The 24,949-nt window shown below is 72.3% G+C and carries 27 protein-coding genes; 20 read left to right on the forward strand and 7 right to left on the reverse strand.

Annotated features, from left to right (window positions below; translation table 11 throughout):
• Nucleotides 1–103: 103 nt before the first annotated feature.
• The 8 genes from hisD to hisF are packed head-to-tail and all read left to right on the forward strand — an operon-like array spanning nucleotide 104 to nucleotide 5,861.
• Nucleotides 104–1,426 carry a histidinol dehydrogenase gene (gene hisD, locus K1J60_RS33425; protein WP_220649465.1) on the forward strand — a complete coding sequence of 441 codons (1,323 nt, stop codon included), beginning with the start codon at nucleotides 104–106 and terminating at the stop codon, nucleotides 1,424–1,426.
• Complete coding sequence (locus K1J60_RS33430) at nucleotides 1,423–2,532, forward strand: histidinol-phosphate transaminase (protein WP_220649466.1); 1,110 nt, start codon at nucleotides 1,423–1,425, stop codon at nucleotides 2,530–2,532. The genes hisD and K1J60_RS33430 overlap by 4 nt, the downstream gene beginning before the upstream one ends.
• On the forward strand, nucleotides 2,529–3,131 hold the full coding sequence (gene hisB, locus K1J60_RS33435) for an imidazoleglycerol-phosphate dehydratase HisB (RefSeq protein WP_220649467.1): 603 nt from the start codon (nucleotides 2,529–2,531) through the stop codon (nucleotides 3,129–3,131). Before K1J60_RS33430 ends, hisB begins: the two co-directional genes overlap by 4 nt.
• Complete coding sequence (locus tag K1J60_RS33440) at nucleotides 3,128–3,292, forward strand: hypothetical protein (protein WP_033528086.1); 165 nt, start codon at nucleotides 3,128–3,130, stop codon at nucleotides 3,290–3,292. The genes hisB and K1J60_RS33440 overlap by 4 nt, the downstream gene beginning before the upstream one ends.
• The gene (hisH, locus tag K1J60_RS33445; RefSeq protein ID WP_033528085.1) at nucleotides 3,283–3,933 is read left to right on the forward strand and encodes an imidazole glycerol phosphate synthase subunit HisH; all 651 of its coding nucleotides are present in this window, start codon (nucleotides 3,283–3,285) and stop codon (nucleotides 3,931–3,933) included. The genes K1J60_RS33440 and hisH overlap by 10 nt, the downstream gene beginning before the upstream one ends.
• A gap of 2 nt (nucleotides 3,934–3,935) precedes the next feature.
• Nucleotides 3,936–4,661, forward strand: a complete 726-nt coding sequence (priA, locus tag K1J60_RS33450) for a bifunctional 1-(5-phosphoribosyl)-5-((5-phosphoribosylamino)methylideneamino)imidazole-4-carboxamide isomerase/phosphoribosylanthranilate isomerase PriA (RefSeq protein WP_033528084.1) — start codon at nucleotides 3,936–3,938, stop codon at nucleotides 4,659–4,661.
• Nucleotides 4,658–5,050 (forward strand): RidA family protein, encoded by a 393-nt coding sequence (locus tag K1J60_RS33455; protein WP_220649468.1) that lies wholly within the window; start codon nucleotides 4,658–4,660, stop codon nucleotides 5,048–5,050. Before priA ends, K1J60_RS33455 begins: the two co-directional genes overlap by 4 nt.
• A gap of 55 nt (nucleotides 5,051–5,105) precedes the next feature.
• Nucleotides 5,106–5,861 (forward strand): imidazole glycerol phosphate synthase subunit HisF, encoded by a 756-nt coding sequence (gene hisF, locus K1J60_RS33460; RefSeq protein WP_220649469.1) that lies wholly within the window; start codon nucleotides 5,106–5,108, stop codon nucleotides 5,859–5,861.
• Between the two features lie 118 nt (nucleotides 5,862–5,979).
• Here the strand turns inward: hisF and K1J60_RS33465 are convergent, their stop codons facing one another.
• The gene (locus K1J60_RS33465) at nucleotides 5,980–6,615 is read right to left on the reverse strand and encodes a TIGR03085 family metal-binding protein (RefSeq protein WP_220649470.1); all 636 of its coding nucleotides are present in this window, start codon (nucleotides 6,613–6,615) and stop codon (nucleotides 5,980–5,982) included.
• 179 nt (nucleotides 6,616–6,794) lie between these two features.
• On the opposite strand from K1J60_RS33465, the gene hisI reads away from it, so the two are divergent.
• From hisI to lgt, 11 genes are all read left to right on the forward strand, one after another.
• Complete coding sequence (gene hisI, locus K1J60_RS33470; RefSeq protein WP_220649471.1) at nucleotides 6,795–7,250, forward strand: phosphoribosyl-AMP cyclohydrolase; 456 nt, start codon at nucleotides 6,795–6,797, stop codon at nucleotides 7,248–7,250.
• An 11-nt stretch (nucleotides 7,251–7,261) separates the two neighbouring features.
• Entirely contained in the window at nucleotides 7,262–8,740 is a 1,479-nt protein-coding gene (locus tag K1J60_RS33475) for an anthranilate synthase component I (RefSeq protein ID WP_220649472.1), read from the forward strand.
• Nucleotides 8,741–8,791: 51 nt separating this feature from the next.
• Nucleotides 8,792–9,436 carry a TIGR02234 family membrane protein gene (locus K1J60_RS33480; protein ID WP_220649473.1) on the forward strand — a complete coding sequence of 215 codons (645 nt, stop codon included), beginning with the start codon at nucleotides 8,792–8,794 and terminating at the stop codon, nucleotides 9,434–9,436.
• A 160-nt stretch (nucleotides 9,437–9,596) separates the two neighbouring features.
• The gene (locus K1J60_RS33485; protein ID WP_220649474.1) at nucleotides 9,597–9,869 is read left to right on the forward strand and encodes an HGxxPAAW family protein; all 273 of its coding nucleotides are present in this window, start codon (nucleotides 9,597–9,599) and stop codon (nucleotides 9,867–9,869) included.
• Between the two features lie 78 nt (nucleotides 9,870–9,947).
• A complete protein-coding gene (locus K1J60_RS33490) occupies nucleotides 9,948–10,391 on the forward strand; it encodes a DUF2752 domain-containing protein (protein WP_220649475.1) in 444 nt (147 codons plus the stop codon).
• A 189-nt stretch (nucleotides 10,392–10,580) separates the two neighbouring features.
• Complete coding sequence (gene trpC / locus K1J60_RS33495; protein WP_033528077.1) at nucleotides 10,581–11,390, forward strand: indole-3-glycerol phosphate synthase TrpC; 810 nt, start codon at nucleotides 10,581–10,583, stop codon at nucleotides 11,388–11,390.
• A 178-nt stretch (nucleotides 11,391–11,568) separates the two neighbouring features.
• Complete coding sequence (gene trpM, locus K1J60_RS46940) at nucleotides 11,569–11,748, forward strand: tryptophan biosynthesis modulator TrpM (RefSeq protein WP_398684319.1); 180 nt, start codon at nucleotides 11,569–11,571, stop codon at nucleotides 11,746–11,748.
• A 141-nt stretch (nucleotides 11,749–11,889) separates the two neighbouring features.
• The gene (gene trpB / locus K1J60_RS33500; protein WP_220649476.1) at nucleotides 11,890–13,179 is read left to right on the forward strand and encodes a tryptophan synthase subunit beta; all 1,290 of its coding nucleotides are present in this window, start codon (nucleotides 11,890–11,892) and stop codon (nucleotides 13,177–13,179) included.
• A complete protein-coding gene (trpA, locus tag K1J60_RS33505) occupies nucleotides 13,176–13,994 on the forward strand; it encodes a tryptophan synthase subunit alpha (protein WP_220649477.1) in 819 nt (272 codons plus the stop codon). The genes trpB and trpA overlap by 4 nt, the downstream gene beginning before the upstream one ends.
• Before the next feature lie 164 nt (nucleotides 13,995–14,158).
• Nucleotides 14,159–14,935, forward strand: a complete 777-nt coding sequence (locus K1J60_RS33510) for a thioredoxin domain-containing protein (protein WP_220649478.1) — start codon at nucleotides 14,159–14,161, stop codon at nucleotides 14,933–14,935.
• A gap of 117 nt (nucleotides 14,936–15,052) precedes the next feature.
• Nucleotides 15,053–16,069, forward strand: coding sequence for a prolipoprotein diacylglyceryl transferase (gene lgt, locus K1J60_RS33515; protein WP_220649479.1), 1,017 nt, complete (start codon nucleotides 15,053–15,055; stop codon nucleotides 16,067–16,069).
• A gap of 195 nt (nucleotides 16,070–16,264) precedes the next feature.
• Here lgt and K1J60_RS33520 read toward each other — a convergent pair whose 3' ends face one another.
• The 6 genes from K1J60_RS33520 to K1J60_RS33545 all read right to left on the reverse strand — a co-directional run bounded on the left by K1J60_RS33520 (nucleotide 16,265) and on the right by K1J60_RS33545 (nucleotide 23,849).
• Nucleotides 16,265–17,119, reverse strand: coding sequence for an HpcH/HpaI aldolase/citrate lyase family protein (locus tag K1J60_RS33520; protein ID WP_220649480.1), 855 nt, complete (start codon nucleotides 17,117–17,119; stop codon nucleotides 16,265–16,267).
• Nucleotides 17,116–18,333, reverse strand: coding sequence for a CaiB/BaiF CoA transferase family protein (locus K1J60_RS33525; RefSeq protein ID WP_220649481.1), 1,218 nt, complete (start codon nucleotides 18,331–18,333; stop codon nucleotides 17,116–17,118). Before K1J60_RS33525 ends, K1J60_RS33520 begins: the two co-directional genes overlap by 4 nt.
• A complete protein-coding gene (locus K1J60_RS33530) occupies nucleotides 18,330–19,865 on the reverse strand; it encodes an ADP-ribosylglycohydrolase family protein (protein WP_220649482.1) in 1,536 nt (511 codons plus the stop codon). Before K1J60_RS33530 ends, K1J60_RS33525 begins: the two co-directional genes overlap by 4 nt.
• Nucleotides 19,862–21,058, reverse strand: coding sequence for an ADP-ribosylglycohydrolase family protein (locus K1J60_RS33535; protein WP_259408036.1), 1,197 nt, complete (start codon nucleotides 21,056–21,058; stop codon nucleotides 19,862–19,864). Before K1J60_RS33535 ends, K1J60_RS33530 begins: the two co-directional genes overlap by 4 nt.
• Entirely contained in the window at nucleotides 21,055–22,584 is a 1,530-nt protein-coding gene (locus K1J60_RS33540) for an ADP-ribosylglycohydrolase family protein (protein WP_220651821.1), read from the reverse strand. The genes K1J60_RS33535 and K1J60_RS33540 overlap by 4 nt, the downstream gene beginning before the upstream one ends.
• 158 nt (nucleotides 22,585–22,742) lie before the next feature.
• Nucleotides 22,743–23,849 (reverse strand): ADP-ribosylglycohydrolase family protein, encoded by a 1,107-nt coding sequence (locus tag K1J60_RS33545; RefSeq protein ID WP_220649483.1) that lies wholly within the window; start codon nucleotides 23,847–23,849, stop codon nucleotides 22,743–22,745.
• A 277-nt stretch (nucleotides 23,850–24,126) separates the two neighbouring features.
• Here K1J60_RS33545 and K1J60_RS33550 point away from each other — a divergent pair, with 277 nt between their 5' ends.
• The gene (locus K1J60_RS33550; protein WP_220649484.1) at nucleotides 24,127–24,855 is read left to right on the forward strand and encodes a VIT1/CCC1 transporter family protein; all 729 of its coding nucleotides are present in this window, start codon (nucleotides 24,127–24,129) and stop codon (nucleotides 24,853–24,855) included.
• Nucleotides 24,856–24,949 lie beyond the last annotated feature (94 nt).

Raw genomic sequence — 24,949 nt, forward strand, 5'->3', positions numbered from 1 at the left:
GAACGCTAGACGTGAAGAGGATCTTCCGGGTTCCCGCGCGGGCCCGTATCAGCCATTGGAACGCGCGGACGGCCGCCGACGCGGGTCTGAGAGAATTGGGCCTGTGATCTCCCGAATCGATCTGCGCGGCGACGCCCTCCCCGAGGGACCCGCCCTGCGCGACCTGCTGCCCCGAGCCGACTTCGACGTCTCGGCCGCCCTGGAGAAGGTGCGTCCGATCTGCGAGGCCGTGCATCATCGGGGAGACGCGGCGCTGATCGACTTCGCGGAGAAGTTCGACGGGGTACGTCTGACCTCCGTGCGAGTCCCGGCCGAGGCCCTCACCGAGGCCCTGGAGCAGCTCGACCCGGCCGTCCGCGCGGCTCTGGAGGAGTCGATCCGGCGCGCCCGCATCGTCCACCGCGAGCAGCGCCGCACCAACCGCACCACCCAGGTCGTCCCCGGCGGCACCGTCACCGAGAAATGGGTGCCGGTCGAGCGCGTCGGCCTCTACGCCCCCGGCGGCCGGTCCGTCTACCCCTCGTCCGTGATCATGAACGTGGTCCCGGCACAGGAGGCCGGAGTCGGCTCGATCGCCCTCGCCTCGCCGGCCCAGGCCGAGTTCGACGGGCTCCCGCACCCCACGATCCTGGCCGCCTGCGCCCTGCTCGGCGTCGACGAGGTCTACGCGGCCGGCGGCGCCACCGCCGTCGCGATGTTCGCGTACGGCACCGAGTCCTGCCCGCCCGCCCCCATGGTCACCGGGCCGGGCAACATCTGGGTGGCCGCCGCCAAGCGGTACTTCACCGGCGTCATCGGCATCGACTCCGAGGCGGGCCCGACCGAGATCGCGGTCCTCGCCGACGACACCGCCGACCCGGTGCACGTCGCCGCCGACCTGATCAGCCAGGCCGAGCACGACCCGCTCGCCGCCGCCGTGCTCGTCACCGACTCCGTCGCGCTCGCCGACGCGGTCGAGAAGGAGCTCCAGCCGCAGGTCGAGGCCACCAAGCACATCGAGGACCGCGTCCGGCCCGCCCTGGCCGGACGCCAGTCCGCGATCGTCCTGGTCGACGGCGTCGACGAGGGCCTGCGCGTCGTCAACGCCTACGGCGCCGAGCACCTGGAGATCCAGACGGCCGACGCCGCCCGGGTCGCCGAGCGCGTCGTCAACGCGGGCGCGATCTTCATCGGCCCCTGGGCGCCGGTCTCGCTGGGCGACTACGCGGCCGGCTCCAACCACGTGCTCCCGACCGGCGGCTGCGCCTGCCACTCCTCCGGTCTGTCCGTCCAGTCCTTCCTGCGCGGCATCCACATCGTCGACTACACCGAGGACGCGCTGGCCGAGGTCGCGCACCACGTGGTGACGCTGGCGGAGGCGGAGGACCTCCCCGCGCACGGCGCGGCGATCAAGGCAAGGTTCGGCTGGAAGGTACCTGGCAAGTGAGCTTCGGAATCGACGATCTCCCCGTACGGGACGAACTGCGCGGCAAGAGCCCCTACGGCGCGCCCCAGCTCGACGTCCCCGTACGCCTGAACACCAACGAGAACCCGTACCCCCTGCCCGAGCCGCTCGTCGAGCGGATCACCGAGCGGGTGCGGGAGGCGGCCCGGCACCTCAACCGCTACCCGGACCGGGACGCGGTGGAGCTGCGGACGCGGCTCGCCGAGTACCTGACGAAGACGTCCGGGTACGAGGTCGGCGTGGCGAACGTGTGGGCGGCCAACGGATCCAACGAGGTCATCCAGCAGTTGCTGCAGACCTTCGGCGGGCCCGGCCGCAGCGCGATCGGTTTCGAGCCGTCCTACTCCATGCACGGGCTGATCGCGCGCGGCACGGGCACGGGATGGTTCTCCGGGCCGCGCAACGACGACTTCACCATCGACCTCGCCGCCGCCGAGAGGGCGATCGCCGAGCACCGGCCCGACGTCGTCTTCGTCACCACCCCCAACAACCCCACGGGCAACGCGGTCTCGCGGGAGACCGTGCTCGCGCTGTACGAGGCCGCGCAGGCCGCCAAGCCGTCGATGGTCGTCGTCGACGAGGCGTACATCGAGTTCAGCCACGGTGATTCGCTGCTCTCGCTCATCGACGGGCGGCCGAATCTGGTCGTCTCGCGCACGATGTCCAAGGCCTTCGGCGCGGCGGGCCTCCGCCTCGGCTACCTGGCCGCGCACCCGGCGGTCGTCGACGCGGTCCAGCTCGTCCGGCTGCCGTACCACCTCTCCGCCGTCACGCAGGCCACCGCGCTGGCCGCCCTGGAGCACACCGACACCCTCCTCGGCTATGTCGAACAGCTGAAGACGGAGCGGGACCGGCTGGTCGAGGAGCTGCGCGCGACCGGCTACGAGGTGACCGAGTCCGACGCCAACTTCGTGCAGTTCGGCAGGTTCGAGGACTCCCACGAGATCTGGCGCAAGATCCTCGACCGGGGCGTCCTGGTCCGGGACAACGGCGTGCCGGGGTGGCTGCGGGTGACCGCCGGGACCCCCGCCGAGAACGACGCGTTCCTCGACGCGGTACGTGAACTGAAGAAGGAGCAGAGCGCATGACTCGCGAAGGCCGCGTCGGCAGGATCGAGCGGACCACGAAGGAGACCTCGGTCCTCGTCGAGATCAACCTCGACGGCACCGGCAGGACGGAGATCTCCACCGGGGTCGGCTTCTACGACCACATGCTCGACCAGCTCGGCCGGCACGGTCTGTTCGACCTGACCGTGAAGACCGACGGCGACCTGCACATCGACTCCCACCACACCATCGAGGACACCGCCCTCGCGCTGGGCGCCGCCTTCAAGCAGGCCCTCGGCGACAAGGTGGGCATCTACCGCTTCGGCAACTGCACGGTCCCGCTGGACGAGTCCCTCGCCCAGGTCACCGTCGACCTCTCCGGCCGCCCCTACCTCGTGCACACCGAGCCCGAGAAGATGGCGCCGATGATCGGCGAGTACGACACCACGATGACCCGGCACATCCTGGAGTCCTTCGTCGCCCAGGCCCAGATCGCGCTGCACGTCCACGTGCCGTACGGGCGCAACGCCCACCACATCGTCGAATGCCAGTTCAAGGCGTTGGCCCGGGCGCTGCGCTACGCCTCCGAGCGCGACCCGCGCGCGGTCGGCATCCTGCCCTCCACGAAGGGCGCGCTGTGAACGGTCTGTCCACCGTCCTGATCGTCGTCGGCCTCTTCCTGGTCGGCGGGATCATCTCGTTCGCCAAGCAGCAGATGCCCAAGAGCCTCATCACGCTGCTCTCGATCGGCGCCGCGATGTGTCTCGTCGCGGGCATCCTGCGGCTGGAGGTGTGGAATTGAGCACCGCGTCCAAGAAGGTCGTCGTCTTCGACTACGGCTTCGGGAACGTGAGGTCCGCCGAGCGCGCCCTCGCGCGCACCGGCGCCGAGGTCGAGATAACACGTGACTTCGACAGGGCCATGAACGCCGACGGGCTGCTGGTCCCCGGCGTCGGCGCCTTCGCCGCCTGCATGAAGGGCCTCAAGGAGGCGCGCGGCGACTGGATCATCGACCGGCGCCTCTCCGGCGGCCGCCCGGTGATGGGCATCTGCGTCGGCATGCAGATCCTCTTCGCGCGCGGCATCGAGCACGGCGTGGAGACCGAGGGCCTCGACGAGTGGCCCGGCGCGGTCGAACCGCTCCAGGCCGAGATCGTGCCCCACATGGGCTGGAACACCGTCGACGCCCCGGCCGGCACCGAGCTGTTCGCCGGCCTCGACGCCGACGCCCGCTTCTACTTCGTGCACTCCTACGCCGTCCACGACTGGACCCTGGAGACGCACAACCCGACCCTGACCAGCCCCAAGGTCACGTGGTCCACGCACGGCAAGCCGTTCGTGGCGGCCGTGGAGAACGGCGCCCTGTGGGCCACCCAGTTCCACCCCGAGAAGTCCGGCGACGCCGGAGCCCAGCTGCTGAACAACTGGATCGGAACCCTGTAGCCATGGCAAAGCTCGAACTCCTCCCCGCCGTCGACGTCCGTGACGGCCAGGCGGTCCGGCTCGTCCACGGCGAGTCCGGCACGGAGACCTCCTACGGCTCCCCGCTCCAGGCCGCGCTCTCCTGGCAGAGCGCGGGCGCCGAGTGGCTGCACCTGGTCGACCTGGACGCCGCGTTCGGCACCGGCGACAACCGGGACCTGGTCGCCGAGGTCACCCGGGCCATGGACATCAAGGTCGAACTCTCCGGCGGCATCCGGGACGACGCCTCCCTGGCGAAGGCCCTGGCCACCGGCTGCACCCGGGTCAACCTCGGCACCGCCGCCCTGGAGACCCCCGAGTGGGTCGCCAAGGTCATCGCCGAGCACGGCGACCGGATCGCCGTGGGCCTCGACGTACGCGGCACGACGCTCAAGGGCCGTGGCTGGACCCGCGACGGCGGCGACCTCTACGAGACGCTGGAGCGCCTCGACAAGGAGGGCTGCGCGCGGTACGTGGTCACGGACATCGCCAAGGACGGCACCCTCCAGGGCCCGAACCTGGAGCTGCTGAGGAACGTCTGCGCGGCCACCGACCGCCCGGTCGTCGCCTCCGGCGGGGTCTCCTCCCTCGACGACCTGCGGGCCATCGCCGAGCTGGTGCCCCTCGGTGTCGAGGGGTCCATCGTCGGGAAGGCCCTGTACGCGAAGGCGTTCACCCTGGAAGAGGCCCTGGAGGCTGTGTCGTCATGACGTCCGATGCCGTACGGCGTGTCCAGAGCGGGAGTCCCTGGGAGGAGTCCTTCGGTTTCGCGCGCGCCGTCGCGGCGGGCGACCGCGTCCTGGTGGCGGGCACGACGGCCTTCAAGGGCGATGTGCTCTACGGGGAGGGCGACCCCTACGAGCAGGCCAAGGTGGCCTTCACCAGCGCGGTCGAGGCGCTCGACGAGTTCGGACTCGGTGCCGGGTCCGTGATCCGTACGCGGATGTACCTGACGCACATGCGGGACGTGGAAGCCGTGGGGCGGGCCCACAAGGAGATCTTCGACCCGGTGCGTCCGGCCGCGACCCTGCTGGTCGTGGAGGGATTCGTCGACCCGCGCATCCTGGTCGAAGTAGAGATCGAAGCATTCCGGGGCTAGGCCTCTCGCGAGCCTGGCCGAGCCTTTCTGGGTTTTTCTAAGGAGCCGTGGATTCATGACCCTGGCGGTCCGAGTCATCCCCTGCCTGGACGTGGACAACGGCCGGGTCGTCAAGGGTGTCAACTTCCAGAACCTTCGCGACGCGGGCGACCCCGTCGAGATGGCGAAGGTGTACGACACCGAGGGCGCCGACGAGCTGACGTTCCTCGACATCACCGCCTCGTCGGGCAACCGCGAGACCACCTACGACGTGGTGCGCCGCACCGCCGAGCAGGTCTTCATCCCGCTGACCGTCGGTGGCGGCGTCCGTACCGCCGAGGATGTCGACAAGCTGCTGCGGGCCGGCGCGGACAAGGTCGGCGTCAACACGGCCGCCATCGCCCGCCCCGACCTGATCCGCGAGATCGCCGAGCGGTTCGGCCGCCAGGTGCTGGTGCTCTCGGTTGACGCGCGCCGCACCGACTCCGGCTCCTTCGAGGTCACCACCCACGGCGGCCGCAAGGGCACCGGCATCGACGCCGTCGAGTGGGCCCACCGGGCCGCCGAGCTGGGGGCGGGCGAGATCCTGCTCAACTCGATGGACGCGGACGGCACCAAGGACGGCTACGACCTGGAGATGATCACCGCCGTCCGCAAACACGTCACCGTCCCGGTCATCGCCTCGGGCGGCGCCGGCAAACTGGCCGACTTCTCCCCGGCCATCGAGGCGGGCGCCGACGCCGTCCTCGCCGCCTCCGTCTTCCACTTCGGCGACCTGCGCATCGGCGAGGTCAAGGACGCGCTGCGGGAGGCCGGGCACGCCGTACGGTGACGCCCCGGACCGTCTTGTGCCGCGACGGGGTGAACGTGGCCTGTCGCGGCACTGGGTAAGCCCCGCGCACCAGGCGGCCGGGGCTCACCACCCGGGGTGCACGAGCCGCGACTCCGCTTCAGATCCCCAACTGCTTCGTCTCGTGCAGCTTGGTGATCGCCTCCTTCTCGCCCTCCAGCTCCACGTCGGCCACCTGCTGGCGGCCGTACAGGAACAGCAGCAGCTCGGAGGGCTCACCGGTGACGGTGACGACCGGGGCGCCACGATGGGCCACCGCCGTCTGACCGTCGGGGCGGCGCAGGACCAGACCGGTGGGGGCGCCACGGCCCATGAGGCGGGCGGTGCGCTCCAGACGGGACCACAGGGCGTCCTGGAAGACCTGGTCGAGCTCGCGCGGGGTCCACTCGGGCTGGGCGCGGCGGATGTCCTCGGTGTGGACGTAGAACTCGATCGTGTTCGAGGCCTCGTCGATCTGCTTGAGGGAGAAGGGCGAGAAACGCGGCGGACCGGTACGGACGAGCTGGATCAGCTCCTCGTACGGCTTCGCGGCGAACTCCTCCATCACCCGGTCCAGGCGCGACGCGAGCTGCTTGATGAGGATGCCCCCGGCCGCGTCGGGGCGGCGCTCGCGCACCACCACGTGCGCGGCCAGATCACGGGTCGTCCAGCCCTCGCACAGGGTGGGGGCCTCGGGGCCCGCGGTCTCCAACAGGTCGGCGAAGAGAAGCCGTTCACGCTTGGCATGGGTCGACATGCCAGCCAGCCTACGACCGTGTCGGCGCCGCGCCCAGCGCAGGTCCGGCCTGGACGCGGCGAGCCGCCCCGGGCCGGGGCGGCACGGGCTCCCGGCCGGAGCGGCGTTCGTACGACAAACAGGTCCGGCCTGTGGACAACGGACGAGGCCGGTCGGCGCGGCGCGGCACAATGGCACGCATGACCAGCACGCCGTCCTCCAGCAGCCCCCTCGGTCCCGGAGCCCCCGCCGGCCCCGGCACCCCCAGCGCGCTGGACCCCGAGATCGCCGCCCGCCTCAAGCGCGGCGTCGACGGGCTCCTGCCCGCCATCGCCCAGCAGTACGACACCGGTGAGGTGCTCATGCTCGGCTGGATGGACGACGAGGCCCTGCACCGCACCCTCACCACCGGGCGCTGCACCTACTGGTCGCGCAGCCGCCGCGAGTACTGGGTCAAGGGCGACACCTCCGGCCACTTCCAGTGGGTGAAGTCCGTCAGCCTGGACTGCGACGCCGACACCGTCCTCGTCAAGGTCGACCAGGTCGGCGCCGCCTGCCACACCGGCGACCGCACCTGCTTCGACGAGGACGTCCTCAAGGCCGTGGAGGGCGCCCCGGGCGCCGCCGATTCCGACGTACCGTCACTGGATCAGTAAGGTCAGCCGCCATGGACCTCGAGACGTTCCGCAAGCTGGCCACCGACCGTCGTGTCATCCCCGTCAGCCGCAAGCTCCTCGCCGACGGCGACACCCCCGTCGGGCTCTACCGCAAGCTCGCCGCCGAGCGCCCCGGCACCTTCCTGCTGGAGTCCGCCGAGAACGGCCGCTCGTGGTCCCGCTACTCCTTCGTGGGCGTTCGCAGCCACGCCACCCTCACCGCCCGCGACGGCCAGGCCCACTGGCTCGGCACCCCGCCCGTCGGCGTCCCCGCCGACGGCGACCCCCTCGCCGCGCTGCGCGCCACCATCGAGGCGCTCCACACCCCGCACCAGGAAGGCATGCCGCCCTTCACCGGCGGCATGGTCGGCTACCTCGGCTACGACATCGTGCGCCGCCTGGAGAAGATCGGCCCCGGCGAGCGGGACGACCTCAAGCTCCCCGAGCTGACCATGCTGCTGACCAGCGACCTGGCGGTCATGGACCACTGGGAGGGCTCGGTCCTGCTGATCGCGAACGCCATCAACCACAACGACCTGGACACCGGCGTCGACGAGGCCCACGCCGACGCCGTCGCCCGTCTCGACGCCATGGAGGCCGACCTCGCCCGGCCCGTGGCGCAGCCCCCGGCGGCCCTCCCGCCGTCCGAGCTGCCCGAGTACACCGCGCTGTGGGGCGGCCCCGACTTCCAGGAGGCCGTCGAGGACATCAAGGAGCGCATCCGGGCAGGCGAAGCCTTCCAGGTCGTCCCCTCCCAGCGCTTCGAAACCCCGTGCACGGCAAGCGCGTTGGACGTCTACCGGGTCCTGAGGGCCACCAACCCCTCCCCGTACATGTACCTGTTCCGCTTCGACGGCTTCGACGTCGTCGGCTCCTCCCCCGAGGCCCTGGTCAAGGTCGAGGACGGACGGGCCATGGTCCACCCCATCGCCGGCACCCGGCACCGGGGCGCCACCCCGCAGGAGGACCAGGCCCTCGCCGACGAGCTGCTCGCCGACCCCAAGGAGCGCGCCGAGCACCTGATGCTCGTCGACCTGGGGCGCAACGACCTGGGCCGGGTCTGCGAACCGGGCTCGGTCGAGGTCGTCGACTTCATGTCGGTCGAGCGCTACTCGCACGTCATGCACATCGTGTCCACCGTCACCGGCCGGGTCGCGCCGGGCCGCACCGCCTTCGACGTCCTCACCGCCTGCTTCCCCGCCGGCACCCTCTCCGGCGCTCCCAAGCCGCGAGCCATGCAGATCATCGACGAACTGGAGCCGTCCCGCCGGGGCCTGTACGGCGGCTGCGTCGGCTACCTCGACTTCGCCGGGGACTCCGACACCGCCATCGCCATCCGGACGGCCCTCCTCAGGGACGGCACCGCCTACGTCCAGGCCGGAGCCGGCATCGTCGCCGACTCCGACCCCGTCGCCGAGGACACCGAATGCCGCAACAAGGCGGCAGCGGTCCTGAGGGCGGTGCACACGGCCAACCGACTCGGACAATAGGGCGCTTCTCACGTGGCCCCGGGTGACGACCCACCCGGGGCGCAGGCGATAGTGGAGCACGTGACCGCAAGTCCTGACCCCCGTTCCGAACCCGCGTCCCACCACTCCGGCCGGCGCAGCCTCGCCCTGGCACTGCTCAGCGGTGCCCTCGGCGCGGCCGTCGCGCTGCTCGCCACCCGGCAGCGCTGGTCGGAGGGCACCATCACGGTGGCCGGCGGCTCCTTCCCGCTGACCGCCAGGGGCAGCGACGTCACCGGCGTCCCGGCGTCCCTCGCCGTGGTGGGCCTCGCCGCGCTCGTCGCCGTCTTCGCCGTGCGCCGGTCCGGGCGCGTCCTGGTCGCCGCCCTGCTCGCCCTCTCCGGCGCGGGCACCATCGCCGCCGCGCTGCTCGGCGCGTACGACAGCTCGGCGCTCGACGACAAGGCGGCCGAGGCCTCCGGCGACACCGCCGCGACCGTCGACGCGCTCAGCCACACCGGCTGGCCGTACGTCGCGGCCGCCGGCGGCGCGCTCATCCTGCTCGCCGGACTGCTCGCCCTGCGCTACGGACGGCAGTGGCCCACGATGTCCGGCCGCTACGAGCGCGACGGCACCCCCCGCCCCCGCAAGGCCAGGCCGGTCGACCCCGACCGGCCCGAGGACATGTGGAAGGCCCTGGACCGCGGCGAGGACCCGACGGGACCCGACCCGGCCTGACACGCCGGACCGCGCGGGCACGCATCGGGAACGTGAGAGTGGACACCCCCGCTCATGGCACCCGTATCCGTACGGAACAATGGACGACGAGCGTCCGACTCAGCACAGGCATCGAGCGTCACGCACCGAGCACGACGCAATGAACAACGAGGAGCAAGTCATGGCGGGCAGCAGCCACGGTCACACCCCGGCCGCCTGGACCGGCGTCACCATCGCCTTCATCGGTTTCTGCGTCTCGGGCGCCTACATGGTGATGGCCCAGCCGCTGGGATTCTGGGCCGGCATGGTCATCGTCGTCCTCGGCGGCGTCGTCGGCATGGTCATGCGCGCCATGGGCATGGGCCAGCCGAAGGACGCGCACGCCGTGTACGAGACGGCGGCGGTGCGCGCCAACACCACGACGACCGCCGAGCCGGCCGCCGCCCAGAGCTGACGTCAGCGGGAGGGGCGGTCCGGCGGTACGAACCGCCGGACCGCCCCTCGTGCGCGTGTACGGCCCGCGCGGGGCAGAATGCGGTGTGTGAACGTCGAGACCGCACCGCCCGCGCCACAGCGGAGCCGCGCCTTGCGCGGGCTCTGGGTGCCCGCCGGGGTGCTCACGGCCGTCGGCGGCGCCTTCGCGTACGTCGCGGCCGTGGACCCCAACGAACCCGGCCACTACCCGGTCTGCCCGCTGTGGCGCTTCACCGGCCTCTACTGCCCCGGCTGCGGCGGTCTGCGCAGCGCGCACGCCTTCGCGCACGGCGACCTCGCGACCGCGCTCACGAACAACGCGCTGGCGGTCGTGGGCTTCCTGGGGTTCGCGGTGCTGTGGACCGTCTGGGTGGTCCAGGTGGCGCGCGGACGACCCCTGCGCCTTCGCTTCGGGACCGTTCAGGCGTGGTCGGTCGGCGCGTTGGCGCTGGTCTTCACGGTTGTCCGGAACCTGCCGTTCGGTGGCTGGCTCCATCCTTGATCGAACGGCGAACGTCCAGGTAATGGGACCGCCGTCAACCGGATGCGAGGCCTACGCCCTCCTCCGGATACCATCGCAGTGAACTGCCTGAACCCTGAGAACCGCTCGACTGTCAACACATGACCGTCAAACGTTGTCATTGATTTTTGCCGTTTCCACCGTTTCACCGTCTGAAAGGGGGCCGCTCGCGTGAGTGTGCTCGACGAGATCATCGACGGAGTCCGTGCCGACCTCGCGGAGCGGCAGGCGCGCGTCAGCCTCGACGAGCTCAAGGAGCGCGCGGCGAAGGCTCCGGCAGCCAAGGACGGCGCGGCCGCGCTGCGCGGCGACGGCGTCAAGGTGATCTGCGAGGTCAAGCGTTCCAGCCCCTCCAAGGGCGCGCTCGCCGCGATCGCCGACCCGGCCGGGCTCGCGGCCGACTACGAGGCGGGCGGCGCGGCCGTCATCTCCGTCCTCACCGAACAGCGCCGCTTCGGCGGCTCGCTGGCCGACCTGGAGGCCGTCCGCGCCCGCGTGGACATCCCCGTCCTGCGCAAGGACTTCATCGTCACCTCCTACCAGCTGTGGGAGGCGCGGGCGTACGGCGCCGACGTGGCGCTGCTGATCGTCGCGGCCCTCGAACAGTCGGCGCTGGAGTCGCTGATCGAGCGTGCCGAGTCCATCGGGCTCACCCCGCTCGTCGAGGTCCACGACGAGGACGAGGTCGAGCGCGCGGTCGACGCCGGCGCCCGGGTGATCGGCGTCAACGCCCGCAACCTCAAGACCCTCGAGGTCGACCGCACCACGTTCGAGCGGGTCGCCCCCGAGATCCCCGACTCCATCGTCAAGATCGCCGAGTCCGGCGTCCGAGGCCCGCACGACCTCATCGCCTACGCCAACGCCGGCGCCGACGCGGTCCTCGTGGGCGAGTCCCTCGTCACCGGCAAGGACCCCAAGACCGCTGTCGCCGACCTCGTGGCCGCGGGCGAGCACCCGGCGCTGCGGCACGGCCGGAGCTGACCCGGCCATGACCGACCGCACCCGCACCGCCGACCGGCCGGGGTCCGCCCCGGCCGGGGCGTCGGCGTGCGGGGCGACGGCGTGCGGGGCGGCGGACCGAGTGCCGTCGGCCGGGGCCGGTGTCGCCCACACGGGTGAGTCGGTCCCGGTAGGCTGTGCCCCGATGTTCTCGATCACCATGACCCCCAGGGACCCCTACGCCCGCCTCGCGCGCGGGTGCCGTCCCCGTGGCTGCCGGGCGCCCGCCCGTCGCGTCCACGGGCGCCGGGTCCGCTATGTCATCGGTGACGAGCCGGGTCAGGTGAACGGCATGCGATGGCCCAGGACACGTACGCGCCGACGCCCTGTGGGCAGCTGAGCCGCGTCCGTCCTCCCCGACCCGCCGGGTGTTCCGTCCCCTGCGGCGACGGTTCGACGGCGCCACGGACGGCGCGTGTACGTGATCACTGCGAGTCATAGTCCGGCCAACGACGGGGCCCTGCCCCTGCGAGGTATCCGCATGTCCAGTGAGTTCTTCATTCCCGACCCCGAGGGTCAGGTTCCCAGCGCCGAGGGGTATTTCGGCGCGTTCGGCGGCAAGTTCATCCCGGAGGCGCTGGTCGCCGCCGTGGACGAGGTCGCCGTGGAGTACGACAAGGCCAAGCACGACCCCGAGTTCGCGCGCGAGCTCGACGATCTGCTCGTCCACTACACCGGGCGGCCCAGCTCGCTCACCGAGGTGCCCCGGTTCGCCGAGCACGCCGGCGGGGCCCGGGTCTTCCTCAAGCGCGAGGACCTGAACCACACCGGGTCGCACAAGATCAACAATGTGCTCGGGCAGGCCCTGCTCACCAAGCGCATGGGCAAGACCCGGGTGATCGCCGAGACGGGAGCGGGCCAGCACGGCGTCGCCACCGCCACGGCCTGCGCGCTCTTCGGCCTCGACTGCACGATCTACATGGGCGAGATCGACACCCGGCGGCAGGCCCTGAACGTCGCCAGGATGCGCATGCTCGGCGCCGAGGTCGTCGCCGTGAAGTCCGGCTCCCGGACCCTCAAGGACGCCATCAACGAGGCGTTCCGGGACTGGGTCGCCAATGTGGACCGCACCCACTACCTCTTCGGGACCGTCGCCGGGCCCCATCCCTTCCCCGCCATGGTCCGCGACTTCCACCGGGTCATCGGCGTCGAGGCCAGGCGGCAGATCCTCGAACGCGCCGGCCGGCTGCCCGACGCGGCCGTCGCCTGCGTCGGCGGCGGATCGAACGCCATCGGCCTCTTCCACGCCTTCATCCCGGACACCGGCGTACGCCTGATCGGCTGTGAGCCGGCCGGGCACGGCATCGAGACCGGCGAGCACGCGGCGACGCTGACCGCCGGGGAGCCGGGCATCCTGCACGGCTCGCGCTCGTACGTCCTCCAGGACGAGGAAGGCCAGATCACCGAGCCGTACTCGATCTCGGCCGGCCTCGACTACCCGGGCATCGGGCCCGAGCACGCCTACCTCAAGGACAGCGGCCGCGGCGAGTACCGCGCCGTCACGGACGACGCGGCCATGCAGGCACTGCGTCTGCTGTCGCGCACCGAGGGCATCATCCCGGCGATCGAGAGCGCCCACGCGCTCGCCGGCGCCCTGGAGGTCGGCAGGGAACTGGGCGAGGACGGGCTGATCGTCGTCAACCTGTCCGGGCGCGGCGACAAGGACATGGACACGGCCGCGCGCTACTTCGGCCTGTACGACAGTGGTGCCGACGCCGAGGTCGCCGCCGACGCGGCCGATCTCGCCGAGATCGAGGGGGACGCCAAGTGAGCGGGAACATCCAGCTGTTGAGTGACACCCTCGCCGCCGCCAAGGCGGAGGGGCGGTCCGCGCTGATCGCCTATCTGCCGGCCGGGTTCCCGACCGTCGACGGCGGGATCGCCGCCATCAAGGCCGTCTTCGAGGGCGGCGCCGACGTCGTCGAGGTCGGGCTGCCGCACAGCGACCCGGTCCTGGACGGCCCCGTCATCCAGACCGCCGACGACATCGCCCTGCGGGGCGGCGTCAAGATCGCCGACGTGATGCGTACGGTCCGTGAGGCGTACGAGGCCACCGGGAAGCCGGTGCTCGTCATGACGTACTGGAACCCCATCGACCGCTACGGCGTCGAGCGCTTCACGGCCGAGCTCGCTCAGGCGGGCGGCGCGGGCTGCATCCTGCCCGACCTGCCCGTCCAGGAGTCGGCGCTGTGGAGGGAACACGCGGAGAAGCACGGGCTCGGCACGGTCTTCGTGGTCGCGCCCAGCAGCAAGGACGCCCGGCTCGCGGAGATCACCGCGGCGGGCAGCGGCTTCGTCTACGCGGCTTCGCTGATGGGTGTCACGGGCACCCGGGAATCGGTGGGAGCGCAGGCCCAGGACCTGGTGGAACGCACCCGGGCCACGGGCTCGGGCCTGCCGGTCTGCGTCGGCCTCGGCGTCTCCAACGCCGAGCAGGCCGCGGAGGTCGCCGGGTTCGCCGACGGCGTGATCGTCGGCTCCGCGTTCGTGAAGCGGATGCTGGACGCGCCCGACGAGGCCGCCGGCCTGGACGCCGTACGGGAACTGGCAGGCGACCTGGCGAAGGGCGTACGCCGGGGCGCGTGAGCGGCCGGGTGGTGAGGCGTGCGACCCGGCGTGTGCGGCAGTTCGTGACGTTCACCCGTTTGTCGTACGGGGATCACTGGACGTAACGGGCAATCCGCTCACTCGAACGGGTGGAAGTGGGATCGGGGAGGCGCGGTGCGCCTCCCCGGTTCGTTCTGCGGGATGTGAGCGAGAAGAACCGTGAGGGAAAGCGCACCGCCCGTGAACGGCTGGCGGAGGAGCGCGAGAAGCAGAAGGCCGCCGAGAAGCGCCGTCGGGTGCTGATCGTGGGCGCGTCCGTGGTCTGCGTGCTGGGACTGGCCGCCGTGATCGGGGTCGTGGCGGCGAACGCGGGCAAGGACGACGAGGCCGACACCTCGGGCCCGGTGGTCGCGCCCTCGGGGGCGAACGGCGAGGACAGCCTCGCGATCCCCGTCGGGGACGCCGGCGCCAGGTCGACGCTCTCCGTGTGGGAGGACTTCCGCTGCCCGGCCTGCAAGTCCTTCGAGGACGCCTATCGCTCGACGATCCACGAGCTGACCGCGGCCGGGAAGCTGAAGGTCGAGTACCACCTCGCCACCCTGGTCGACGGCAACATGGGCGGCAGCGGCTCCCGCAAGGCCGCGGGCGCCGCCGCGTGCGCGCAGAACGAGGGGAAGTTCCCCGCGTACCACGACGTGCTCTTCGAGAACCAGCCGCCCGAGACGGACGACGCCTTCGCGAGTGAGACCAGGCTCCTCGACCTGGCGAAGAAGGTGGACGGGCTGGACACCGCCGCCTTCCGCACCTGTGTCGAGGACGGCAGGCACAACAGCTGGGTCGCCAAGTCGAACGAGGCCTTCCAGAAGGGCGGCTTCTCCGGCACGCCGAGCGTCTTCCTCAACGGCACCAACATCTACGCGGACCAGTCCATGACCCCCGCCAAGCTGAAGGAGATGGTGGAGGCGAAGGCCGCGGGGTGAGGCCGGGGTGCCTCGTGAGGCCCGTGGGGTGTCAAGGCGGCAACGGGACGGCGTTATGGACCCGTTGCCGGGCTGCCTGCCGTCGGCCCGGCCCGGCAGGGTAGCGTCGACCCTGCCATGGAACTTGCCTACATTCCCAGCCCGTCGCGCGGGGTGCTGTACCTCGGTCCCGTCCCGCTGCGCGGCTACGCCTTCTGCATCATCATCGGTGTCTTCGTAGCCGTCTGGCTCGGCAACAAACGCTGGGTCGCGCGGGGCGGACGGCCCGGAACGGTCGCCGACATCGCCGTCTGGGCCGTGCCCTTCGGCCTGATCGGCGGCCGGCTCTACCACGTGATCACGGACTACGAGCTGTACTTCAGCGAGGGCCGTGACTGGGTGGACGCCTTCAAGGTCTGGGAGGGCGGGCTCGGCATCTGGGGCGCGATCGCCCTCGGCGCGGTGGGGGCGTGGATCGGCTGCCGCCGACGTGGCATCCCGCTGCCCGCGTACGCCGACGCCGTCGCGCCCGGGATCGCTCTCGCGCAGGCGATCGGTCGCTGGGGCAACTGGTTCAACCAGGAGCTGTACGGAAAGCCGACGGATCTTCCGTGGGCCGTGGAGATCACGTCCTCCACGGACGGTCGGCTGCCGGGTACGTACCACCCGACCTTCCTCTACGAGTCGCTGTGGTGCGTCGGCGTCGCGCTCCTCGTCATCTGGGCGGACCGCCGGTTCAAGCTCGGGCACGGGCGGGCGTTCGCGCTGTACGTCGCCGCGTACTGCGCGGGGCGGTTCTGGATCGAGTACATGCGCGTCGACGAGGCCCACCGCATCCTCGGACTGCGCCTCAACAACTGGACCGCGCTGTTCGTCTTCGTCCTCGCCGTGATCTACATCGTCCTGTCGGCCCGGAAGCGGCCGGGGCGGGAAGAGATCGTCGAGCCGGGGAGCCCCGACGGTGACGGGGACGAGGGTGCGGCTGCCGTCGGGGACGCGGAGTCGGAGTCGGAGTCGGGCTCGGAGTCGAAGTCGGAGCCCAAGTCGGGGGTGGAGAAGTCGTCGGCCAAGGCCGATGCCGAGGAGAAGAAGGACGCGGAGGCCTCCGGCTCGGGGGGCGAGAAGAAGGAGACAGAGTCCGCGGAGAAGAGCTGAGGCACGGCCGTTCCGGTTGCTGTGCCGCCGACCCACCTGTCCCTTCGGGGCGGGTGGGTTTGTGGTTGCTCGCGCAGTTCCCCGCCGCCCCTTCAGGGGCGCGGGGAACTGCGCGACCAGCCCGCACCGGACGGACGTGTGGGGTCGAAGGGGCGCAGCCCCTGGGGATGGGGCGGGTAGGGGCGGCGGGGGCGATCACAGTCTGCTGGGGCGGCCGGCAAGGGTCAGGGTTCTGCGCGCCGCGGCGACAATGGCCGCATCGACGAAGCGCCCGTCGGGAAGGGCCTGGGCCCCGGCCGTGTCGGTCGCCGCCCTGAGGGTCCGCTCGGCCGACTCCACCTCCTGGGGGGTCGGGGTGTAGGCGCGTTCGATCACCGGGAGCTGGCGTGGGTGGATGGCGGCGCGGCCCAGGAAACCGAGCGCGCGGCCGTGGGCGGAGGTGGCCGCCAGGCCCTCCAGGTCTCTCGTGTCCGGGTAGATCGACTGGGCGGGTGAGGGGAGACCGGCGGCACGGGCGGCGAGGACCACCCGGGAGCGCGGCCAGTCGAGGGCCCGGTCGTCGCTGACGGCCAGGTCGGCGCGGAGATCCGCCTCGCCGAGGGCGATGCCCCGCAGGGCGGGGTGCGCGGTGGCGATGTCGTACGCCCGTTCCACACCCAGGGCCGATTCGATGAGGGCGTACAGGGGGATCGCTCCTCCTTCCGCCGGCGCGACGCGTTCCGCGACCTTCGCCACCTCGTCGGGGGACGTGATCTTCGGCAGGCGGAGGGCGGCCAGGCCGGGGAGCGGGGCGAGGATTTCGAGATCCTCCTCGGCGTCCGGGGTGTGCAGGGCGTTGACGCGTACGTGGACCGGAACGGGCGGCGGTGCCGCGAGGAGTTCGGCGGTGGCCGTGCGGGCGTAGGCCTTGCGGTCGGGGGCCACCGCGTCCTCCAGGTCCACGATCACCACCTCCGCCCCGGAGGCCAGGGCCTTGGTGACCACCTCCGGGCGGTCGCCGGGGACGTACAGCCAGGTCAGGGGGAAGGGCGTCGGCGACTGGGGGGTCACAGGGCGCCCTCCCGGCGGAGGGTCTCGATCTCCGGCGCTGACAGGCCCAGTTCGGTCAGGATCGAGTCCGTGTCGGCGCCGTGCGGACGGCCCGCCCAGCGGATCGCGCCGGGGGTGGTGGAGAGGCGGAAGAGGACGTTCTGCATGCGCAGGGGCCCGAGGTCGGGGTCGTCGACGGTGGTGATCGTGTCCAGGGCGCGGTACTGGGGGTCGGTCATCACCTCCCGGACGTCCTGGATGGGGGCCACCGCGGCCTCCGCCTTCTCGAACGCCTCGACGACCTCCTCCCGGGTGTGACGGGCGATCCACGCGCCGACCGCCTCGTCCAGGACGTCCGCGTGCCGGGCCCGCTCCGCCCCCGAACCGAACCAGGGCTCGTCGATCAGCTCGGGCCGGCCGACCAGGCGCATCACGCGTTCCGCGATCGACTGGGCCGAGGTGGACACGGCCACCCAGGAACCGTCCGCCGTGCGGTAGGTGTTGCGGGGCGCGTTGTTCGCGGAGCGGTTGCCCGTACGGGGCTGGACGTGGCCCAGCTGGTCGTACCAGAGGGGCTGGGGCCCGAGAACGGTGAGGATCGGCTCGATGATCGCCATGTCGACCGTCTGCCCCTGGCCGGTACGGTCACGCGCGGCGAGTGCGGTCATCACCGCGTACGCCGTCGCGAGACCCGCGATCGAGTCGGCGAGTCCGAAGGGCGGCAGGACCGGTGGGGCGTCGGGTTCGCCGGTGATCGCGGCGAATCCGCTCATCGCCTCGGCGAGCGTGCCGAAGCCGGGGCGGTGCGCGTACGGGCCGAACTGGCCGAAGCCGGTGACCCGGGCGAGGACCAGACCGGGGTTCACCGCCGACAGCTCCTTCCAGCCCAGACCCCATTTCTCCAGGGTGCCGGGGCGGAAGTTCTCGATGATCACGTCGGCGGTGGCGGCGAGGCGCAGGAGGGTGGACCGGCCGCCGGGTGTGGAGAGGTTCAGCGTCAGGGTGCGCTTGTTGCGGCCCAGCAGTTTCCACCACAGGCCCACGCCGTCCTTCGACGGGCCGTGGCCCCGGGACGGGTCCGGTTTCGTGGGGTGCTCGACCTTGATGACCTCCGCGCCGAAGTCGCCGAGCATCGTGGCGGCCAGGGGGCCCGCGAAGAGGGTGGCGAGGTCGAGGACGCGGAGGTGGCTGAGCGGAGGCTCGTACACCTGGGGCGGGGGTGGCGCCTGGGTCATGGGTGGGGGGTCTCCCGGAGGGTGAGGTGGGCCAGGGTGTCGAAGCCGACGCCGTTGAAGTCGGCGATCGAGGTGGCCAGGCGGTTCTTGAGGGGGGCCGTCCAGCGGTCGGGGAGCGCGTCCGGGGAGCCGGTCAGCAGCCCCGCGATGCTGCCCGCCGTCGCACCGTTGGAGTCGGTGTCCCAACCACCGGACACCGCGCGGCAGATGGAGGCCGCGTAGTCGCCGTCCGCGTGGGTGAGCGCGGCGGTGAGCAGGGCGGTGTTGGGGAGGACGTGGACCCAGTGGTGGTCGGCGTAGGTGGCGTGGAGTTCGTCGACGATCGTGTCGAAGTCCTCGGTGTCGGCGGTGAGCCGGAGGGCGTGGGTGATCGCTCGCGCGAGGCGGGAGTCCGGGGGGACGACCGTCAGGCCGGTGCGCAGGCACTGGTGGACGTCGTGGGTGCCGGTGGTCGCCTCGGCGATGGTCGCCGCGACGAACATCGCCGCGTAGACGCCGTTGGCGGTGTGGGTGAGGGTGGCGTCCCGGTGGGCCTGTTCGGCCGCGGCGGCCGGGTCGCCGGGGTTGGTCCAGCCGTGGACGTCGGCGCGGATCAGGGCGCCGATCCATTCGCGGAACGGGTTGCGGTGGCGGGCGGTGTGGGGTGGGTCGATGCCGCTGAGGAGGTTGCGGTAGGCGACGCGTTCGGCGGTGAAGGTGCGGCCCGCGGGGAGTTCGTCGAGCCAGAGGCCGGCTACGTCGGCGGTGGTGAAGTCCCGGCCGTGGCGGGCCAGGAGGAGCAGGTTGAGGAGGGGGTAGTTGAGGTCGTCGTCCTCGGGCATGCCGTCGATGTTCTCGGCGAGGGAGGTGGGGGCCGAGCGGCGGTTCCAGGGGTGGGCGGTGAGGAGTTCCGCGGGGACGCCTCGGGCGGTGAACCACGTGGTGAGGGGCCAGTTGCCGGTGACCGCGGCGAGTTGGCGGATGGCGTGGAGGGGGAGTTTCTCGACGGGTTTGCCGAGGAGGCAGCCGGCGGCCCGGCCGAGCCAGGCGGCTTCGAGGCGCCGGGTGTAGGTGGCCGGGGCGGGGAAGGTGTCGCGGGCCCGCGCCGGAGGGGTGGAGGCGGGCTGAGCGGGGTGGGACCGCTCGGCCGGAGCCGGGGGCTGGGTCGGACCCGTGGGCTGGGTCGGGTGTGTGGGCTCGGCCGACCGGGTGGGCTCGGCCGACCGGGTGGGCTCGGCCGACCGGGTGGGCTCGGCCGACCGGGTGGGCCAGTTCGGGCACAACGCCTTGATCCTGCTGAGGTCCGTCGGCTCGTCGTCCCGCAACGCGCTCGGCAGGTCCGCCAGTTCGTCCAGCAGGTCCTCGGCGAGTTGGCGGAGGTAGCGGGAGACCCGGTGCGGGGAGGCGCCGGCGCGGAGGGGGGCCGGGGGGCCGCCCGCCGCCCGCCAGCGGGCGGCGATGGCCGAGGGCTCGCGGCCGTCCTGACGGGCCTGGTGGAGTTCGTGGCCGAGGAGGTCCTCGGGCTGCACCCAGGTGAGACGCAGGGGGGTCACCGGACGGGGGCCAGGGCGGTGAAGGCCGACTCGTGGGCGCGGCGACGCCGGACGTCCTGGGTGTGGATCTGGAGCGCGACGTCCGTCAACGTCCGGGCGGGGGCGTGCAGGTCCAGGCGGCTCGCCTCCGCCACCGTCTTGGACCAGTCGGACGGGACCTCCGAGCCGAGCGCGCCGGCGACGGCGCCGGCCATCGTGGCGATGGAGTCGCAGTCGCGGCCGTAGTTCACCGAACCCAGCACCGCGTGGCGGTAGTCGCCGCGGGCCACGAGCAACATGCCGAGCGCGACGGGGAGTTCCTCGATCGAGTGGAGGCGGGAAGGGCGGCGGGCGCCGAGGGAGGGGGCGCGGTAGTCGGGGCCGACCGTGTCGAACGGGGTGACCGCCTCGCGGAGCGGCCGTAGCGCCGACTCGAAGTCCGTGTGGCGGCGGGCCACTTCGCACACCGACTCGATCGCCGCGCGGGTGCCGTCCTTCGCGAGGGCGAGGCATGCCTCGACCACCGACTCCGCCGTCGCGCCCGGCGTGCACGCCGCGGCGACCGCCGCCGCGAACACGCCCGCCGCCTCCCTGCCGTAGGACGACTGGTGGGCGCCCGCGACGTCGAGCGCCTCGGCGTACGCGCCGGGCGGGTCGGCCGCGTTGACCAGGCCGACGGGAGCCATGTACATCGCGGCGCCGCAGTTGACGATGTTGCCGGTGCCGGCCTCGCGGGGGTCGATGTGGCCGTAGTGGATACGGGCCACCAGCCACTTCTCGGCGAGGAAGACCCGCTGCAGGGGGAGGGCCTCGGCTTCCAGCTCGGGGATCCAGCGCGGGGTCGTCATCATGTCGGGCACCAGGTGCTCGGCGACCGCGTACGCGTCGAGGTGGTCGCGTACGTGGTCGTACACCCGGACGAGCGCATGGGTCATCAAGGTGTCGTCGGTGACGTGGCCGTCACCCTTGTGGTAAGGGGCGATGGGGCGGGCGGTGCGCCACTCGTCGCCGTTCCAGGGGCCGACGACACCGTGTACGCGGCCGCCGTGGCGTTCGAGGATCTGTTCCGGGGTGTAGCCCTCCACCGGGCCGCCGAGGGCGTCGCCGACGGCGGCGCCGACGAGGGCGCCGGTGATGCGTTCGTCGAGCGTGGCTTCCGGAACGGCCGCGGGGGCGGGCGCCGGGACGGGTGCGGGATGCGATGCGGGCGTCATGCCCGGCTAACGCCGTGCGGGGTGGGGAGTTCCGCTGTGCGGAGAAGTTCGGCGAGGTGGACGAGGTCGGTGCCGGTGAGGCGCGGGAGGGCGCAGCCGGAGAGGGTGCGGCAGGCGTCCCGCCAGGTGTCGGGGACGGCGGCGCCGCCGCCGAGTGCTCCGGTCAGGGCGCCGGCGAGGGCCGGGGCGGAGTCGGCGACCCGGGAGAGGCAGGCGGCGGCGGGGACGGCTTCGGCGATCCGGCCGCGGGCGGCGGTGGCCAGGGCGAGGGCCACGGGGACGGTCTCGGCGGCGGCGATGCCGTAGCTGTAGACGTGGTCGACGATCTGATGCTCCAGGAGGGGGATCAGAGCGAATGTTCCTTCTTTTTTGTGGCGGTGGGCGAGGTCGAGGGCGTGGCGGGCGTTGCGGCCGATCTCCGTCGAGGCGGGGAGTTCGGCCAGGGCCGCGGCCGCGCAGTCGTCGACGTCCGCGCCGACCAGCGCCAGCGCGAGCGCCGCGGCCATCGCGCGGGCGCCGTGCACGCCGTCGCCGTCCTGGGTGTAGCGGGCGTCGAACTCGGCGAGGTCGGCGGCGCGGCGGGGGTCGCCCGGGTGGGCCACCGCCAGGACGCAGGCGCGGACGCAGGCCGCGTCGTCGAAGTAGTGCGGGTTGTCGTGCCCGGTGGCGGGTGGGCGCAGGCCGGTGGCGAGGTTGCCGAGACCGGCGCGTACGGAGATACGGGCGCGCAGGGGGAGTACGGCGGACTCGACCTCGGGGGCGCGTTCGGCGGCGGCGGCGATCTCGCTGGCCACGGCGTTCCAGGAGAGGTCGATGGAGGCGCGGGTGCGGCGTTCCAGGCTGAGGTCGCCGAGGGCGGCGGCGTCGCCGGCACGGAGGAGGGCCTCCGCGGCGAAGGCCGCCCATTCCGCGTCGTCGGAGGGGCCGAGGCGCAGGGGTTCGGGGGGTTGGTTGAGGGCGATGGGGACGGGGAGGGTGGTGGTGGCGTTCTGCTCGGCGAAGGTGTCCAGTTCGCGGGTGAGGCGGCGGGTCCACTCGGGCATGCGGGCGGCCCGGTGGCGGGCGGCGGGCCAGCCGGCGGCGTCGCCTGCGGCGAGGCCCAGGAGGAGGCCCTCGATACGGCGGGGGGTGTGGGGGGTGCGTGCCGTGGCCTCGGCTCCGCCTTCGGCTCTTGTTTTCCCGCCCGCACCACCTGCTCCGCCCGCACCGCCCGTGAGACTTTCGTCGTCGGGTGCGGGTGGCCCTTGTGGGGCGCCCTCACCGTCGGCGGCCGCGGCTCCGTGGGCGAGCGGCTTCGCCGGGACCGGGCGTGCGGGTTCGAAGAGCTGGGGGGCGAGCGGTTCGGTCGCGTTCGCGGTCGAAGGCGTGAGGGCCACCGGTTCGGTGACGGTCGAGGGTGTCGGGGTGAGCGGTTCGGCGACGGTCGGAGCCGCTGGGGCGGGGGTGAGCGGTTCGGTCACGGTCAGCGAGGTGGCTGTCGGTGGTTCGGTCACCGTCGGCTCCGCCGTGGGCTGCGGCTCGTTGATGTCCGCCGTATCCGCCGTATCCGCTGTATCCGCTGTATCCGCGGTGTTCGCACGGGCCGTCGACTCGTCGCGCTGTGCCGTCGGTGTTCCGCCGGGCGGCTTCTCGTACGGCATGGAGGGGGCTGTGGGGGTCGTGTCGTCCCACGGGGTGGGTGGGGTCATGCGGGGGTCTCCGTCGTGTCGGCCGGGGCGAGGGGGAAGGTGGTCGGGGTCGGCAGTGGCAGGTCGCCGTGGGGGAAGAGGGCCGTGCCCGTGGCCCATTTGCCGCCCTCGGTCGGGACCAGGAGTTCGGCCACGTCCAGGACGTGGTGCCCCGCCATGGAGGGCAGGCAGCTGCCTCTGGCCGGGCCGATCGCGGCGGTCCACTCGGCCGGGATCGACGCCGCTCCCCGGGTCGCGCCGGCCAGCGCGCCGGCGACCGCGGCGGTCGTGTCGGCGTCGCGGCCCATGTTCACCGCCGTGAGCACCGACTCGGCGAAGTCGCCGTCCGCCGCCGCGTAGGCGCCGAAGGCGAGGGCGACGGCTTCGGGGGCGAGGTCGGTCCAGGGGTAGCCGCCGATGACGACGGCGGAGCGGACCGCGCGTTCGCCCCGGTGGGCGACGGCGACCGCCCGGCGCAGGGAGCGCGCCGTCCAGGAGTCCTCGGGGATCACGGCGAGGGCGGAGGCCACGACCGCGATCGTCGGCGCTCCCGCCATCGCCGCCGCCACTCCCGCCGCGACCGCCTGGCCGCCGTAGATGCCCTCACCGTCATGGCTGACCGAGCCGTCGATGGCTACCAGACGGGCGGCCTCCGCCGGGCGGCCCGCCGCGAAGACCCCGAAGGGGGCCGCGCGCATGGCCAGGCCGTCGCTCCAGGCGTGCCGGTGCTGGGCGGAGATGGGCGCGGCCAGACCGCGGCGGAGGTTCTCCAAAGTGCCGCGTTCGCTGAAGCCCGCGCCGCGGAACGGACCCTCGTCCCGGTCCGCGATCCACTGGTGCCAGGCCGTCTCCACATGGGTGACGGTGAGCGCCGAGCCGTGCCGGGCCAGCAGCAGCCCGGAGAAGATGGCGTACTCGGTGTCGTCCGTGCCCGAGGGGCGCTCGGCCACATACCCGGTGATGCGCCCCCAGCGCGCGCGGATCTCGGAGGGTTTCATGTTCTCGGCGGGCGCCCCCAGCGCGTCCCCGACGGCGAGCCCGAGCATGGCCCCCCGTGCCCGCTCGCGGAGGTCGGCGGCGTCGCCGGGCGCCGGGACCGAGGGAATGCAGGCGATGGAAGGCATACGGTCGCCTCTCTGGCCCGTGGGCAGGTCTGTCCCGATGGGCAGTTGATCCGCTCTGAGGATTTGCCAGCTTTCGCTGGGAAGATCTCTCCCACATCCGGCGCCCCGGCGGCGCGCGGAACGCTCGCGTATCACCCGGTCGACATCTGTGCAGAGCCATGTACGAATGAGCGGCAGTCGTTTCTCGAACAGTCGTCAACCCGGGTAAGTACGGCCTTCCTTGCTGGCAGAAGTGATTTTCCGAGCGTACGTTCGACGTGAGGAAAGGGGCTTGATCGTGGCGATCATCGACACCGAAGCCGCGTTGCACGAGGCGCACCGTGACAACCACACCCATCGGGACGTGAACGGCGGCTGGCTGCGGCCCGCCGTGTTCGGGGCGATGGACGGGCTCGTGTCCAACCTGGCGCTGATGACCGGTGTCGCCGGCGGGACGGCCGGGCGGGAGGCGGTCGTCGTCGCCGGGCTGGCGGGGCTCGCCGCCGGGGCCTTCTCCATGGCCGCCGGCGAGTACACCTCCGTGGCCTCGCAGCGCGAACTCGTCCAGGCCGAACTCGACGTCGAACGGCGGGAGTTGCACAAGCACCCCAAGGACGAGGAACAGGAGCTGGCCGCGCTCTACGAGAGCCGCGGGGTCGAGCCGGGGCTCGCCCGGGAAGTCGCGCGGCAGCTCTCGCACGATCCCGAACAGGCCCTGGAGATCCACGCGCGCGAGGAGCTGGGCATCGACCCCGGCGACCTGCCCTCGCCCGTCGTCGCCGCCGTGTCGAGCTTCGGCTCGTTCGCGCTGGGCGCCCTGCTGCCCGTACTGCCGTATCTGCTCGGCGCGAGCGCGCTGTGGCCGGCCGTGCTGGTGGCGCTCGCCGGGCTCTTCGGGTGCGGAGCCGTGGTGGCCAGAGTGACGGCGAGAACCTGGTGGTTCAGCGGGCTGCGGCAGCTCGCCCTCGGTGGCGCCGCGGCGGGTGTGACGTACGCCCTGGGCAGCCTGTTCGGAGCGGCCGTATGATGGATCGGATGGCTACGTATGCGCGGGACCGCATAAATAGTCGTTACCAGGCGGTTTCGAATGCTTAACCGCTGGGCATGAGCCGTAAGCGCCG

Source organism: Streptomyces akebiae (genome assembly GCF_019599145.1).
In the GTDB taxonomy this organism is placed as follows: domain Bacteria; phylum Actinomycetota; class Actinomycetes; order Streptomycetales; family Streptomycetaceae; genus Streptomyces; species Streptomyces akebiae.

What these genes read in the sequence shown, in the direction of transcription:
- hisB (WP_220649467.1), top strand. Translation starts at nt 2,529, where the DNA reads ATGACTCGCGAAGGCCGCGTCGGCAGGATCGAGCGGACCACGAAGGAG.
- K1J60_RS33535 (WP_259408036.1), bottom strand. Translation starts at nt 21,058, where the DNA reads ATGACGCCCGCATCGCATCCCGCACCCGTCCCGGCGCCCGCCCCCGCG.
- lgt (WP_220649479.1), top strand. Translation starts at nt 15,053, where the DNA reads ATGGAACTTGCCTACATTCCCAGCCCGTCGCGCGGGGTGCTGTACCTC.
- K1J60_RS33490 (WP_220649475.1), top strand. Translation starts at nt 9,948, where the DNA reads ATGCGGTGTGTGAACGTCGAGACCGCACCGCCCGCGCCACAGCGGAGC.
- trpB (WP_220649476.1), top strand. Translation starts at nt 11,890, where the DNA reads ATGTCCAGTGAGTTCTTCATTCCCGACCCCGAGGGTCAGGTTCCCAGC.
- K1J60_RS33485 (WP_220649474.1), top strand. Translation starts at nt 9,597, where the DNA reads ATGGCGGGCAGCAGCCACGGTCACACCCCGGCCGCCTGGACCGGCGTC.
- K1J60_RS33455 (WP_220649468.1), top strand. Translation starts at nt 4,658, where the DNA reads ATGACGTCCGATGCCGTACGGCGTGTCCAGAGCGGGAGTCCCTGGGAG.
- K1J60_RS33475 (WP_220649472.1), top strand. Translation starts at nt 7,262, where the DNA reads ATGGACCTCGAGACGTTCCGCAAGCTGGCCACCGACCGTCGTGTCATC.
- K1J60_RS33545 (WP_220649483.1), bottom strand. Translation starts at nt 23,849, where the DNA reads ATGCCTTCCATCGCCTGCATTCCCTCGGTCCCGGCGCCCGGCGACGCC.
- hisI (WP_220649471.1), top strand. Translation starts at nt 6,795, where the DNA reads ATGACCAGCACGCCGTCCTCCAGCAGCCCCCTCGGTCCCGGAGCCCCC.
- hisF (WP_220649469.1), top strand. Translation starts at nt 5,106, where the DNA reads ATGACCCTGGCGGTCCGAGTCATCCCCTGCCTGGACGTGGACAACGGC.
- trpM (WP_398684319.1), top strand. Translation starts at nt 11,569, where the DNA reads ATGACCCCCAGGGACCCCTACGCCCGCCTCGCGCGCGGGTGCCGTCCC.
- K1J60_RS33525 (WP_220649481.1), bottom strand. Translation starts at nt 18,333, where the DNA reads ATGACCCAGGCGCCACCCCCGCCCCAGGTGTACGAGCCTCCGCTCAGC.
- priA (WP_033528084.1), top strand. Translation starts at nt 3,936, where the DNA reads ATGGCAAAGCTCGAACTCCTCCCCGCCGTCGACGTCCGTGACGGCCAG.
- K1J60_RS33465 (WP_220649470.1), bottom strand. Translation starts at nt 6,615, where the DNA reads ATGTCGACCCATGCCAAGCGTGAACGGCTTCTCTTCGCCGACCTGTTG.